Origin of the sequence: Rhodopirellula europaea 6C (genome assembly GCF_000338295.1) — a bacterium.
Classification (GTDB): Bacteria; Planctomycetota; Planctomycetia; order Pirellulales; family Pirellulaceae; genus Rhodopirellula; species Rhodopirellula europaea.
This window is the reverse complement of sequence record NZ_ANMO01000130.1, coordinates 19,992-33,711: the sequence shown is the minus strand read 5'-3', so window position 1 is coordinate 33,711 and position 13,720 is coordinate 19,992. Positions and strand designations below refer to the sequence as shown.

The window sequence follows — 13,720 nt, the reverse complement described above, 5'->3', positions numbered from 1 at the left end:
ATCGAGCCACAATGTTCAACCGTGACTCGATCAAGAATGTGCGTGCAGATTTACACGCGTGATGTGATCAGCTTGCAAGTCAGAATTCGGAAATAGTTTCCTTGCCCGCTTTGCTACCCAGTGCTCCCCAAACACCGTAGGGACTGGCAGAACCCGGTTGATTGGTGGAGCTGATCATGGGCGCGTTTTGGTTTCCGGCTTCAATTGAATCGCTGATGAACTTCACCGCACCGTCGCCCATCAGAATGTGGCAACCACCTTGGTGATGACTGCTAGGAGAGAAGGTGCCAGGATGGTCGGCCCAGTGACCAATGCACAATTCACTATTGGGGGGACGTACCGTGAAGACTCCAGATATCGACAACCGAAATGCCGATGCCCAACTCATCCCCCGGCCATTGGTTTCGGCATTGACGACCGATACCGGCGGCGAGCAATGGCTTGCTCCATTGGGGCACCAGAAACGAGGCCGTTCCGGATCGATCTCATTCGATTCCACGCAGTGCAGTGGATTGTTCGTCACGTCATTGTCCGCTCCGCCTCCGTTCCATGACAACGATCCGTTAATCGCTCTGTCACCCAGGTTGGAAACAATCTCTCCCATAGCAATTGTGTTGGACAAACCGTCCAGCACGTCGCGAAATTTGAAAGAGGAGTAAGGAGCAAAGTAGCCACGGTGGGCGGCTTTTGCCCTGACGACATTTCCATTGTTCATGCTGGGCAGAAATGTTGCCAAATTGTAATGCTGTTGCATTTGGATCTGTGGCGAGTCGCCCAAGCATGGACCGTAGTTGGTTCGCCCGCGTCCTGGCAAACCTCTTCCTGGGTCGCTTGGACAACGCAACATGGCGATCTCCGTTTGCCAGGGGATGTAGCCTGGATTGGTCGAATAGGCTTTGGGACTTGGTCCCATCGCGGGCCAGTAGCCAAGTGGTGCCGGTGGTGCCGCACCGGTCACAGTTTCATAACTGCGATTCGAAATTTGTTCCCACAATCCTTGCTGTTCAAAATACGGAGTCAAAGCGACCATTACGCTTAGACTCTTCCGATTTGCCGTGTTGCTCGCACGCCACCAAGCCGGTGGAGTTTCAAGTCCTGCACCTGTCCCGCCACCATGAGGTGGCAACTGGTTAAATGCAGAGTGGTAATTGTGAATTCCCAGCCCGAGCTGCTTGAAATTGTTGCTGCAACTCATGCGTCGCGCTGCTTCGCGAGCCGCCTGAACCGCCGGCAACAACAAACCGACCAGGACCCCAATGATGGCGATCACCACCAATAACTCCACCAGCGTGAACGCCCTTCTCAATGAATGTTTTCTGTGCCCAATCATCGTTCTCTCGTTTCTTTCTTGCGAAATGAATTCGAAAAGACGGTCGGTGAATATCTCCACCCCCCGTGCAAACGTATAGAGATCCTAAGGGTGCAAGTTGAGCGTTTTCAAGCAATTTATGAGTTGTTTATGGCGAAAAATGAGAATTATTGTCAAGTGCCAGAGTGTCTCCTGGACCCTCCAGGAAACGTTAAAGGCACCTTATCTTCCCTTAATGGATTCGCCTTCGATATTTCCCTCGCGGTGGACAACCCTGTTACAAACAAGGGAAAATCCACCTGTTTGACCACTGGTGAACTACCGTACGGAGGGTTTCTACGGAGGCATGCACTGACCTGAAGCGTGCCGGACCCACCAAAAAACAACCGCCCGGGCATTCTGCACGGGCGGTTGTCGACGATCGATCATTGATGAATGACTTCCATCATTCCTTCGGTTGCGTGACGCCTGGCCAGTCGTCCGTTCGGAACGGAGTCATTGGCAGACCTTCTTTGCTCTGCACGTTGCAGACTGGATTGTCGGCCCAGGCATATCGCACGGCGACCGGATTCGAGACCGACTCGGCTGACACTTCGATGGTGTCCTTGTTCACAATCTTTGCATTCGCGTGAACAAACTTTTGGTCTTCGCCAGCGATGGTGAATCCAATCAGCTGGGGAACATCAAACGTGTCCAATCCACCACCGACGTGATCGAACTTGACGATCGCTTTGTTGTCTTCGAACTTCACATCACGATAGGTTGGGCTTCGATAAGGAATGTCGTAGCCATAGTCCTTGGCAAGCGCCCATCGAGCCAATCGTTTGGCCACGTCTTGTTTGTTCTTCGGGTGAATGTCAGCTGATTCGCCCAAGTTCAAAATCACGGCTTCACCGGTGTTTGGCAATCGCGACATCGTCATCGTTTGAGCTTCGCGAAGTTCTGCCCAACTGCTGTCGGTAGGCTCGTCGACTTCTGATCGAAAGTCGGCCAGTTGCACCCAGTAGAACGGGAAGTCGCCTTGGCCCCACTTGTCTCGCCACGTTTGAATCATCAACGGGAACAAATCGCGATACTCGTAAGCTCGACCCGCGTTTGACTCGCCCTGATACCAAATCGAACCGCGAATCGTGTAGCCAATCGTCGGCAGCAACACACCGTTGTAAATGTTGGCGGGACGATGGTTGCCGGCCGATTCATCACGTGGTCGCCGAGGTGCGTTGCCCTTCCGACCATCGGCTACCCACTTGCGATGCCTTTCCTCCCATGATTTGACCATCGCGTCGAAGTCGTAATTGGCCATGCGTTTGTCCCAACCGGACAGCATCGATTCGTACTTGCCGTCGGCTTCCAAAACATCGCGAGGAATCCAAGCTTCCGCGGCGGATCCACCCCAAGCGTTGTCAATCAAGCCAACGGGCACGTCCAACGTTTGATGAAGTTGTCGCCCGAAGAAGTATCCAACGGCGGAAAAGTCCTTGACGGTATCGGGAGCGGCGGCCGTCCATTTGCCTTTGAAGTCGCGTTGGGGTTCTTGCGTGCCAACTTGTGGAACCGAGATCAAACGGATCTCGGGGTAATCGGCTGAGAGTGATTCCAGATCGGCATCGTTGGCACTTTGCACCGCCCAAGCCATGTTGGATTGTCCGGAGCAAATCCACACTTCGCCGACCAAAACATCGGTGAACGTCTTTGTTTCATCGGCTTTGACAGTCAGGTCGTAGGGTCCGCCCGCGGGAAGAGAGGGAACCGAGATGTCGAATCGGCCTTCGTCGTTGGCTTTTCCTTTCGCTGATCGATCACCCAGTTGAACGCTGACTTCTTGACCGGGTTGAGTCCAACCCCAAATGTGCACGGGCTCGTTTCGTTGCACAACCATCGAATCGCCAAAGATCGCTGGCATCATCAATTCGGCTTGTGCGGTTGAGCCTATCGGACTCGTTAAACAGCTCGCGATTGCGGCTCCGGCAAGCAATAACCGGGTGGAAAGGGACACTTTCATGGTGAAGGATTCTCCGAGGTAGGAAGGGAAGGTGGGATCGTCTGCAGCAGCATAATCGCTTCCCCACCACGGTTGGGCGTGGGACCGATTTCACAAAAGTTCGAAATTTCCGAGTAAAACGAAGCGTGCTCCTTACATCTCATTGGTGGAGACCCAACGGTTTGACTCGTTCGTGCAAGGCATTTGAAGACCTGCTTCAGCAGGCCCAACGTCCTGTGCTTGGTTATTTGATCAGGCTCACCGGATCGGTGCACGCTGCGCAGGACGTGCTGCAATCAGCGAACGTCACCGCGATGGAAAAGCAAAACGCGTTTGAAGAAGGAACCAACTTCGTTGCATGGTTGAGTCAAATTGCCATCAACCATCATCGAAATCAAATCCGCAAACTTGCCACGTCATCATCCGTGATGCTCTTTGATGAACGTCTGCACGAGATCATCGAACGACGTCATCGTGAGCGGATGGAACAACATCGACGCGAAAGCGATTGGCAACGACTGAATCACTGCTTGCAACAATTGCCCGATCATCAACGCGAATTGGTCGAGCATTTTTACTTGGAGGGCAAGACGCTGAACGACTTAGCCGAAACGACCGGGCGGAAAGCCAATGCGATCGGGCAAGCTCTTCACCGGGCTCGCCAAAGTTTGATCCGCTGCGTTCAACAATGCGGTGACCACTCGGAAGCTGACGTTCTCTCCGATCCTCCCATTTCTCACCAAACGGCGGAAATCCAATGAGTTCCCGGGAACCAATCGATCAACTGCTTGCTGCCCACTTGGCGAATGAGCTGACAGACGATCAAGCCATCGAGTTGCGTGAGCATTTGGCGTCAGACACGGAAGCCTTGGATCACTACCTCGATCTTTGCGAACTGGATGAAGCCTTGGTTTCACGGCAACCCTCAACCAAACCATTGGTGAATTTGCCGGACACAACATCCACCTCCGCCATGCACTCGTTTCTTGTTTGGAGTGTCGCCGCGTGCGCGCTGGTGATTGGCAATTTGATTTGGTTGCAGACCTGGCCCACATCGGGTCGTTCTGGCTTGGCGATGGTCGACGAAACTGCAACCTCGTCGACTCAGGTCGATCAAGCAACGACACAAACAGCCAACAGTCCCGATCCGGAACGCTCACCGAATCGACGTCCGCCGAATCCATGGAAAGTCATTAACTCCTCCGGTTCGATGAACCATCCGGCGTTGACCGTGGCATCAATTCCCGAGATTGACTCCGCCAGCGATCGCAAGCTGAAGTTCAATCGTGACATTCGTCCGATCCTTTCGGAAACCTGCTTCCATTGTCATGGCCCAGACGAACATGGACGCCGTGCTGACTTGAGGCTCGACACTCTGGAAGGTGCGACGACGGATCTTGGTGGTTACCAACCGATTGTGCCTGGCAACGTGGAAGACAGCGAGGCTTGGCAGCGCATCATCAGTGACGATCCGGACATGTTGATGCCGCCACCGGAATCTCATCTCGCTTTGACGCAGGAGCAAAAGACGCTGCTGAAGCGTTGGATCGAAGAAGGTGCCGCCTATGAAGGCCACTGGGCATTCATCTCGCCGACGATGCCGGAAGTTCCAACGGTTGATTTTACCGAGGAACAATCCGAAAAGAGCTGGGCACGCAATGACATCGATTTTTTCGTGGCTCAACGTTTGGTCGAGGCCAATCTGGCACCCTCCCCAGAAGCTGATCCGAGAACGCTGATTCGTCGACTGAGCTTTGACTTAACCGGTTTGCCGCCGACGCCCGAAGAAGTCAACGCATTCGTCCGCGACTACCAACAGCACGGCGAGTCCGCCTATCAAGAAACGATCACCCGGTTATTGAGCTCGCCACATCATGGCGAACGAATGGCCCTTCCTTGGCTCGATCAAGCTCGCTACGCCGACACCAACGGCTATTCGATCGACGGCGGTCGTCACATGTGGTTGTGGCGTGACTGGGTGATCCAGGCCTACAACGACAACATGCCATTCGATCAGTTTTTGACGGAACAACTCGCGGGAGATCTGCTTCCCAATCCAACCGAGTCACAACTGATCGCGACGGGTTTCAATCGCAACCACATGATCACGCACGAAGGCGGCACGATCCCGGAGGAAAACCTCACCAACTATGTCGCGGATCGGGTGAAAACAACCAGTGAAGTATTCCTGGGTTTGACGATGGGTTGTGCCCAATGCCATGACCACAAATACGACCCGATCTCACAACGTGAATACTATCAGTTCTTCGCGTTTTTCAACGAAATACAAGACAACGGGTTAGACGGAAATTCGGGTCGCAATGCGGCTCCAAACGTCATGGCCAAAACGGTGCTGCAAACTGACGAGTTGCCGCAACTTGAATCAGAACTGGAGCAGCTACGTGCGCAACTGGCGGAAACCACGGCAGGTTTGGAAGCGTGGTTGGAATCGCAACGTCAGGAAGAAGCATCACGCGGTGACCAGTTTCGGTATGTGCCGATCGAACTGCTGGATGTTTCCTCGCCGAACCTTCGCGGTGCGATGGAGTTTGATGCAAACGGCACGGTGAAGCTCGCTCAACCCAGCGGCGGATTGAGTGGGATGAGTCATTCGTTGCGGTTGTCGGCGGATGAGTTGACCGATGGATCACCGATCACCGGCCTTCGTGTCTCCTTCCACCCGCGACCCGGTCCAGCCAAACCCGCACAAGAAGCAAACAAAGAAGACGCAGCCGAGCCAACTGAACCACCGATGGTCCTCACGCCCTTTGACGAGGGGGTCCCCAAGGTCACCACCGTGTTGATCTCGGCAACGCAACAACCGGCGGACCAAGTTGATTACCACCGTCAGCTCTCATTCCACAAAGTCACCGCGAGCACTCAAGCTGAAGGACACGCAGCGGAATCAATCCGGGACGAAAGCAATGAACGTTGGTGGCAACCTGCCACCGGCCAATCAGAACAACATCTCACAGTGACTTTCGATCAACCGATTGATCCTCAAACGACACCGTATCTGAGCGTGCTGTTGGTCTTTGGCCAGGGGAAATCACTTCCGTACGAATGGCAAATCCAACCGTTCGCTGGCAATGACACCGACAGTCGCTGGAGTGATTCGATAGTCGATGCCATTCAAACTCCGTCCGACGAATGGAACGACACCACACGACAAACGGTCCTCGAAAAGTTTCGTCAAACGAGCGATCAGCTCCAACCGTTGCGAACCCGGATCAGCAACCTCGAAGAACGTCGTGATGTGTTGACCGGAACTTTCTCGACCATGGTGATGAACACGGCCAAGAAACCTCGCGAAACATTTGTGCTCGACCGAGGCCAATACGATTCGCCCACGGATCGGGTCACTCCAACGACACCCAGGGTGCTACCTGGACTTGCCGATGAAAATGACAAAGTGGACCGATTGGACTTGGCTCGTTGGCTGATAAGTCCCGATCACCCACTCACCTCTCGCGTCGCGGTCAATCGTATTTGGTCGTTGTTCTTCGGTACCGGGTTGGTCGCCACATCAGCGGACTTTGGTTCGCAAGGCGAGTACCCCAGTCACCCGGAATTGCTGGACTATCTCGCGACACACTTCGTTGAGATCGACTGGAAACAACAACAGTTGATTCGCGAAATGGTCAGCAGCGCGACCTATCGTCAGCAATCTTCTGCCACACCGGAACAGATCGAACTCGACCCCAAGAATCGTTTGCTCGCACGCGGTCCGCGGTTCCGTTTGCCGGCCGAGTTCATTCGCGACCAAGCTCTCGCGGTCAGCGATCTGTTGGTGCCTCGCGTGGGCGGCCCAAGTTTGCAGCCGTATCAACCGCCGGCACTTTGGAAAGAAGTCAGCCACTTCGGCAGCACGCCGGCGACCAAACAAGTCTTTGTGCAAGATCACGGTGAGAAGCTGTATCGACGCAGCCTCTACACCATCGTGAAACGGACCAGTCCTCATCCGGCGATGGCAGCCTTCGATGCACCCAGTCGTGAACTTTGCACGATGGATCGTGGAGCGACGAACACGCCCATCCAAGCCTTGGTGACTCTGAACGATCCCCAGTTCGCCGAAGCCGCTCGCGCTTTGGCCGAACGCTTATTGATCGAATCCGCGTCAAACGAAAAGTCCGTTTCGGATGCCAATCGAATCGATGAGGCTTTCACAGTCGTCGTTGGTCGAATCCCCAACGACGAAGAACGTGACGCCGTTTTGTCGTTGTTGCAGACCGAACGAGAACGCTTTGCCGAGTCACCCGAAGACGCCCTGGCCGCCGTCTCGGTTGGCGAATCACCACGTTCGGCAACCTTGGACCCCGTCGAGCACGCGGCATGGATGCAAGTCGCAACGCTGCTGCTGAATTTGAGCGAGACGCTGACCCGACTTTGATCGAGTCAACCAACGTTCACGCCGTCATCCATCAACCGTCCACCACATCGAAACGCATCTTCTCATGAACCAATCATTGATTCACGAACTCGGATTGCGACAATCGCAAATGATGACTCGCCGATCGCTGTTTGGCAGCTCGGCGGCGGGTCTCGGTGCGATGGCACTCGGAAAGCTTCTGGCGGCTGAGGCCAATCCCAATGCGGCTGCATCAGCGGACCAAAGCCCATCAAGTCTGGTATCGGGATTGCCACACTTTGCCCCAAAAGCCAAACGGGTCATTTACCTGTTTCAATCCGGCGGTCCAAGTCATATCGATCTGTTCGATCACAAAGACGAACTGGAACAACTCCACGGCACCGACTTGCCTGATTCCGTTCGCGGCGGGCAACGACTGACCGGGATGACATCTCGACAGAGTCAGTTTCCCGTCGTCAAACCATTGTGGGGTGGCAAACGTTGTGGCCAGCACGGGACTTGGGTTGGCAATTTGTTGCCGCACCTGCAAGAGATCACCGACGATATCTCAATCGTTCGATCGATGTGGACCGAAGCGATCAACCACGATCCCGCGGTGACCTACATCAACACCGGGTCACAGCAAATGGGACACGCGTCGATGGGAGCGTGGCTGAGTTACGGGTTGGGATCTGAGAATGAAGACTTCCCCGCCTACATGGTGTTACTCAGCCAAGGCAGCGGAAAGAACCCCGGCCAACCCCTATTTTCGCGGTTGTGGGGCAGCGGATATCTGCCTTCCAGCCATCAAGGTGTGATGCTTCGTCCCGGTGCGAACCCGGTGCTCTATCTCAAGAACCCGAATGGCGTTTCGCGAGACTCACGCCGACAACTCATGGACACGCTCGGGCGGATGAACCAAATGCATTCGGAAGCCACGGGCGATCCGGAAACACTGGCCCGCATCGAGGCCTATGAAATGGCTTACCGCATGCAGACGTCGGTGCCTGAACTGACCGATGTGTCCGACGAACCGGAATCCACTTTTGAGCTTTATGGCGAAGACGCACGGCGTCCCGGTTCATACGCCGCGAATTGTTTGCTGGCTCGACGCATGGCCGAACGCGGCGTGCGTTTCATTCAATTGTTCCATCGTGGATGGGATCAACACATCTCGATTCGAAACCAGTTGCCACGTCAATGCAAAGACGTCGATCAAGCCTCGGCGGCCTTGGTTCAAGACCTAAAGCGATTGGGCATGCTGGATGACACACTGGTGATATGGGGCGGCGAATTTGGTCGCACCGTCTACAGCCAAGGCCAGCTCGAAAACCCAAGTTCAGGTCGTGACCATCATGGTCGTTGCTTCACGACTTGGATGGCCGGCGGCGGCGTGAAGTCCGGTTTCGACTATGGAACGACGGATGAGTTCTCGTACAACATTGTTGAAAACCCAGTCCACATCCGTGACCTCAATGCAACTGTATTGAACCTACTAGGAATCGATCATGAACGGTTCACGTTCAAATTCCGAGGCCTCAGTCAGCGACTCACCGGAGTGGAAGAAGCTCACGTCATTCGGGATCTCATCGCGTGAGATCGCGGGCCAAATGAACTAGCGATACATCGTCCGGATCGTCTGATCGCGGCATTTCAACCGATGCGGCGAGCAACACCAGCAACCATAACAGGGTCGACGCGAAGGGGAACGTTTCAAACGCGGTGTCTTCGAACAAACCCGAGACACAAATGTAGGCCGCAATTCCACGGAACAATGGATCGGCAACCGTCACCGCGTGGTACACCGTCCATGCGATGAGTGCGGCAACACAGATACCAGCCAAAATACCCGCCGAAAACATCGCATGCAGCAACAAATTGTGCGTGTGATGCGAGAAGTCTTCCAGCAACAACGGCGCGCTATTCAGGCCCCATCCGGTCAGCGGTCGTTGAGCGATGTAGCGGATCGCTTCCGCCCAAATTTCGGTTCGTCCCGTAGCGGATGTGAGTTCGTCGACGTCACCGGTCTTGGTACCCACCGCGACCGCTCGGCTACCGACATCGGAACCTTCCGACAACAACCCAACCGTCAGCACCAACAAACAAATCCCCATCACAATGCACAAACCAATTGCCACTCCACGACGATTGGCTAGCCGATCAATCATCACGGCCAACACGGATGCTGCGCAAGAAACCACCGCGGTCCGACTCATGGATTCAAACATCGTCGCGACTGAGATCACGAAAACGAATCCCATCATCGCAATCATGCTGGGAGTGAGCGGACGTTTTCTTGTTCGCCAAAGTCCCAAGCAAACCAGAATCGCCAATGCACCAATGCGTCCGAGCGAGTTGGGGTGCGCCGTGCTGCCCATGCGCTCGATGATGAGAGACTGCCCCAGTTCTTCTTGATAGACCGCTGTCTCGCCACCGCCGAGATACAGACACCATGCCGTGATCAGATGCAGCACCAATCCGAGCAGCACGCACTGAAGCGTTTGTCGTAGCGTCAAGAACTGCAACGTCACCGCGATGAAGACGATGTACACACAACTGATCATCGCGGCGGCGCGAGACACGGTTGCGGCGGGACCAAACGCCACCGCACTGGTCACGACAAACACGCCACCCAGAGCCACCAAAATCCAACCCGGGAATTTCATCAGACGCTTGCGAACAGCCGGACAAAGAACCCAACCCAACAAAGCAACTGAACCAACCGCGGCGGACAACAGCAACTTCAAGGCCACCTCCATCGTCAAACCAGCACCCGCGGAACCAGCCGGAGTCGAGTCGGATTGATCCAAAGGATTCAGTGCCACCGCAAGGGTCAAAAGCAGCGGACACGCCAGCGCGAACAATCCTTCCAAAGCACCGCGTTGTGGATCCGGTGATGGCATCGGTTCGTCAATTTGTTCGTCAAAGTCTTGGTCGTCGGGTTCTTCCAAGAGCGACGTTCCGGCCGGGGGGGACATGAACTCACTCTAGTTCGACAGGGGACAATTGCCATGATCGTGTGACGACAGAAACAGACTCCGTTCGTCTGAATGCCCCGCAATGAGGCGATATTGCGGACGCCGATTGCCGTGTCGCAATCTGTTTCTCTACAATCCGGCCATGACCTCGACATCTTCCGAACCGAATGAATCGCAGTGCGCGGTCTACCTGAAGGCTCTGGGCGACCCTTTGCGTTTGCAAATCGTACGAGCTTTGCAATCCGGTCCGCTGAGCGTTTCGGATCTCGCGATTTTGGTCGAACAGGAAATCGGCACCGTCTCTCATCACTTGCGAGTCCTCTTTCACGCCGATTTGGTGCAAACCGAGCGGGAAGGGAAATTCATCTATTACTCGCTGAAGGAAGGCATGCTTCCCAGTCGCGGAAAAGCAAAGCAGTCCGCGTTGAATCTGGGATGCTGCAAACTCGACATGGGTCCGATGAACCCTTCGTGAGGAGCCCCAGCGGCCAGCGGCTCAACCGACGAGCGACGTGGTAGCTGATTGACTGACGTTCTGACGATCGTCAGAATGTCCGAGTCGCGGAATTGCCTCTAACGGCGTTCCGTCGTGGTTCCCGTTCATCTTCAACCGTTGAGACTCACAATGCTCCAGCCCATTGAATTCATCATGATCGGAGGTTTCTTGGGAGCCGGCAAAACCACGCTCATCGCACGACTAGCCAAACAACTGCGAGCCGAAGGCAAACACGTTTGCATCGTGACCAATGATCAAGCCACTGGTTTGGTCGACACGCAGTTGCTTAAGAGCCAAGGATTGGAAGTCAACGAAGTTGCCGGATCATGTTTCTGCTGCAACTTCGACGGATTGACCGACGCGATGGAAGAGTTCGAAAACCGACAACGCCCCGATGTTGTTCTCGCAGAGCCGGTTGGAAGCTGCACGGACCTGATCGCGACGATCGCGGTCCCGATGATGGAACGTCTCGGCGAAAAGTTTGTGCATCGTCCCTATGCCGTGGTTTTAAAACCCAATCATGGAAAGAAGATTCTGTCGGGTGTTGGCGGAGGATTTTCCGAGAAAGCCGAATACATCTTTCGCAAGCAACTTGAAGAGTCCGAGATCATCCTGCTCAACCGCATCGATGAATTGTCCGACGAAGACGTTCAAGCATTGAAGGAGCAGCTGAACGAGCAGTACCCAGGTCGCAAAGTCATCCCGTTGTCTGCCAAAACCGGCGAGAACTTGGATGTCTTGTACGAAGCGTTTCAGGGCAACGCGGCACATCGTGAATCAATGATGGAAGTTGATTACGACGTGTACGCCGATGGCGAAGCCGAACTTGGTTGGCTCAATGCAACGGTGAACTTCAACAGTGAGCACGCGTTTGCACTCGATGAACTCAGCGTGGGATTGGTCGATGAACTGCGACAACGTTTGCTGTCACTGGGTGCCGAACCCGGACACTTGAAAGTGCTCTGCAGTGCCAACGCAACCGATGACGAACCGGTTAGCGTTGCCAACTTGATCGACAGCGATTCACAAACTGTTTTGTCGATTGCTTCTGGCACGAACACTTCAACCGCGAAAGCGATCATCAACGCTCGAGTTCGCCTGGCGCCGGAATCGTTGACTCAAGAGGTCGAGCAAGTCATTGAATTGCTGGCTACTCGACTGAACGCTGACACCGAAACAACCCAACTGGACAGCTTCCGTCCCGGTCGTCCAGAACCGACCTACCGCAGCGTGTGAGCAACCGCGATCAAAACCGATATTTTAGGAATTAGGATTTTGGTTCTGATGCTGTTCGATGACCCGACGCGCGATCGCCAGCGATGCCGTCGCCGCGGGGCTGGGTGCGTTCAACACGTGAGTGACATTGGGCGTCGATCGGAACAAGAAGTCATCGACCAATTCGCCGTTGGCCCGCACGGCTTGAGCCCGCACACCTGCTCGAGCGGGGATCAAGTCCGAGGCACGCAGTTCAGGGATAAGCTTCTGAAGTGCCGTGACAAAGGCGGACTTTCGTAGCGAACGATTCATTTCGCCGAGGCCTTTCCGCCAATGCTTCTGGATCAACCGACGAAAGCCGCTGTACCCCAACGTTCGTTGCAAATATCGAACATCGATGTCACGCCATCGGTAACCCTCTCGGGCGAGAGCCAGCACCGCATTGGGACCACACTCGACGTTTCCATCGATCATCCGAGTGAAGTGCACACCAAGGAATGGGAACGCGGGATCCGGAACCGGGTAGATCAAATTGCGACACAAACCACGCCGTTCAGGCCGCAGCTCATAGTATTCGCCCCGAAATGGAATGATTCGAACTTCCTCTGACAATGATTCTGTATCTGAACGGGAGGCATCGGATTCACTTTGCCGAACCAGCGTGTCGCTGTGCAGCCCCGCGCACACAATCGCCGATCGGGCTCGGATATCAAACTTCCCGCTTGATTGATTGTGATCAACACCAGCCATACGAACGCCGGAGTCATCCGCGTCCAAGTGTTGGACCTGAAAACCCAATTGGACGCTGCCACCCATCTCTTCGATGCAATGCCGATAAGCGTCGCAAACCGACCGGTAATCCACGATGCCCGTTTCGGGAACCACGATCGCATCAACACCCGCAACAGAAGGCTCGAGTTGCCGTAATTGGTCGGTTGTGATCCGTCGAAATTCCACTCCGTTGAGGTCCGCTCGCTCGATGATTCGTTCCAACGAATTCAGTTCGCTAGGATCCGTTGCGACGACGACTTTTCCGCATTTTTCCCAGCGAATCCCGTGTTTTTCGCAGAATGCTTCGAGTTTGGTTTTGCCCTCCCGGCACAACAAAGCTTTCTCACTTCCGGGCTGATAGTAGATCCCTGAATGGATGACACCCGAGTTGTGCCCGCTCTGGTGTTGGCCGACCCGAGCCTCCGTTTCCAGCACCGTCACACGCTGACCTGGATGGGTTTGCAACCACGTCATCGCGGTGGCCAGGCCGACGATTCCTCCGCCGATGACCGCCAAATCGAGGGCTGGATTCGAGTAGTGTTTCATAAATTTCGCGAAAGACTCATGCCTAAGCTCACTTTGAAACCTAAGTTTGGAGTATCGGGTGGGACCGCATGCACGG

9 protein-coding genes are annotated in these 13,720 nt (G+C 54.7%); 5 read left to right on the top strand and 4 right to left on the bottom strand.

Annotated features, from left to right (window positions below):
- Nucleotides 1-79: 79 nt before the first annotated feature.
- A complete protein-coding gene (locus tag RE6C_RS14635) occupies nt 80-1,330 on the bottom strand; it encodes a DUF1559 domain-containing protein (protein ID WP_081605657.1) in 1,251 nt (416 codons plus the stop codon).
- 424 nt (nt 1,331-1,754) lie between these two features.
- Nucleotides 1,755-3,284 (bottom strand): sialate O-acetylesterase, encoded by a 1,530-nt coding sequence (locus RE6C_RS14630; RefSeq protein ID WP_039962112.1) that lies wholly within the window; start codon nt 3,282-3,284, stop codon nt 1,755-1,757.
- Between the two features lie 188 nt (nt 3,285-3,472).
- On the opposite strand from RE6C_RS14630, the gene RE6C_RS14625 reads away from it, so the two are divergent.
- The 3 genes from RE6C_RS14625 (at nt 3,473) to RE6C_RS14615 (ending at nt 9,235) form a co-directional block, all read left to right on the top strand.
- Nucleotides 3,473-4,051 carry a sigma-70 family RNA polymerase sigma factor gene (locus tag RE6C_RS14625; protein ID WP_008657714.1) on the top strand — a complete coding sequence of 193 codons (579 nt, stop codon included), beginning with the start codon at nt 3,473-3,475 and terminating at the stop codon, nt 4,049-4,051.
- Nucleotides 4,048-7,680 carry a PSD1 and planctomycete cytochrome C domain-containing protein gene (locus RE6C_RS14620; protein WP_008657713.1) on the top strand — a complete coding sequence of 1,211 codons (3,633 nt, stop codon included), beginning with the start codon at nt 4,048-4,050 and terminating at the stop codon, nt 7,678-7,680. The genes RE6C_RS14625 and RE6C_RS14620 overlap by 4 nt, the downstream gene beginning before the upstream one ends.
- A 64-nt stretch (nt 7,681-7,744) precedes the next feature.
- Nucleotides 7,745-9,235 (top strand): DUF1501 domain-containing protein, encoded by a 1,491-nt coding sequence (locus tag RE6C_RS14615; RefSeq protein WP_008657712.1) that lies wholly within the window; start codon nt 7,745-7,747, stop codon nt 9,233-9,235.
- Here RE6C_RS14615 and RE6C_RS14610 read toward each other — a convergent pair.
- On the bottom strand, nt 9,225-10,616 hold the full coding sequence (locus RE6C_RS14610) for an O-antigen ligase family protein (RefSeq protein WP_236618221.1): 1,392 nt from the start codon (nt 10,614-10,616) through the stop codon (nt 9,225-9,227). The two genes, RE6C_RS14615 and RE6C_RS14610, sit on opposite strands and share 11 nt — an antisense overlap.
- A gap of 142 nt (nt 10,617-10,758) precedes the next feature.
- Between RE6C_RS14610 and RE6C_RS14605 the strand changes: the two genes are divergently transcribed.
- Entirely contained in the window at nt 10,759-11,091 is a 333-nt protein-coding gene (locus RE6C_RS14605; RefSeq protein WP_008657710.1) for an ArsR/SmtB family transcription factor, read from the top strand.
- A 150-nt stretch (nt 11,092-11,241) separates the two neighbouring features.
- Entirely contained in the window at nt 11,242-12,348 is a 1,107-nt protein-coding gene (locus RE6C_RS14600; protein WP_008657709.1) for a cobalamin synthesis protein/P47K family protein, read from the top strand.
- A gap of 24 nt (nt 12,349-12,372) precedes the next feature.
- On the opposite strand, the gene lhgO is transcribed toward RE6C_RS14600, so the two are convergent.
- Entirely contained in the window at nt 12,373-13,644 is a 1,272-nt protein-coding gene (gene lhgO / locus RE6C_RS14595; RefSeq protein ID WP_008657708.1) for an L-2-hydroxyglutarate oxidase, read from the bottom strand.
- Between the last annotated feature and the right edge of the window lie 76 nt (nt 13,645-13,720).

Bases quoted from the DNA above. Each gene is read 5' to 3' on its own strand.
- RE6C_RS14620 (WP_008657713.1), top strand. From the start codon at position 4,048: ATGAGTTCCCGGGAACCAATCGATCAACTGCTTGCTGCCCACTTGGCG.
- RE6C_RS14615 (WP_008657712.1), top strand. From the start codon at position 7,745: ATGAACCAATCATTGATTCACGAACTCGGATTGCGACAATCGCAAATG.
- RE6C_RS14635 (WP_081605657.1), bottom strand. From the start codon at position 1,330: ATGATTGGGCACAGAAAACATTCATTGAGAAGGGCGTTCACGCTGGTG.
- lhgO (WP_008657708.1), bottom strand. From the start codon at position 13,644: ATGAAACACTACTCGAATCCAGCCCTCGATTTGGCGGTCATCGGCGGA.
- RE6C_RS14610 (WP_236618221.1), bottom strand. From the start codon at position 10,616: ATGTCCCCCCCGGCCGGAACGTCGCTCTTGGAAGAACCCGACGACCAA.
- RE6C_RS14600 (WP_008657709.1), top strand. From the start codon at position 11,242: ATGCTCCAGCCCATTGAATTCATCATGATCGGAGGTTTCTTGGGAGCC.
- RE6C_RS14605 (WP_008657710.1), top strand. From the start codon at position 10,759: ATGACCTCGACATCTTCCGAACCGAATGAATCGCAGTGCGCGGTCTAC.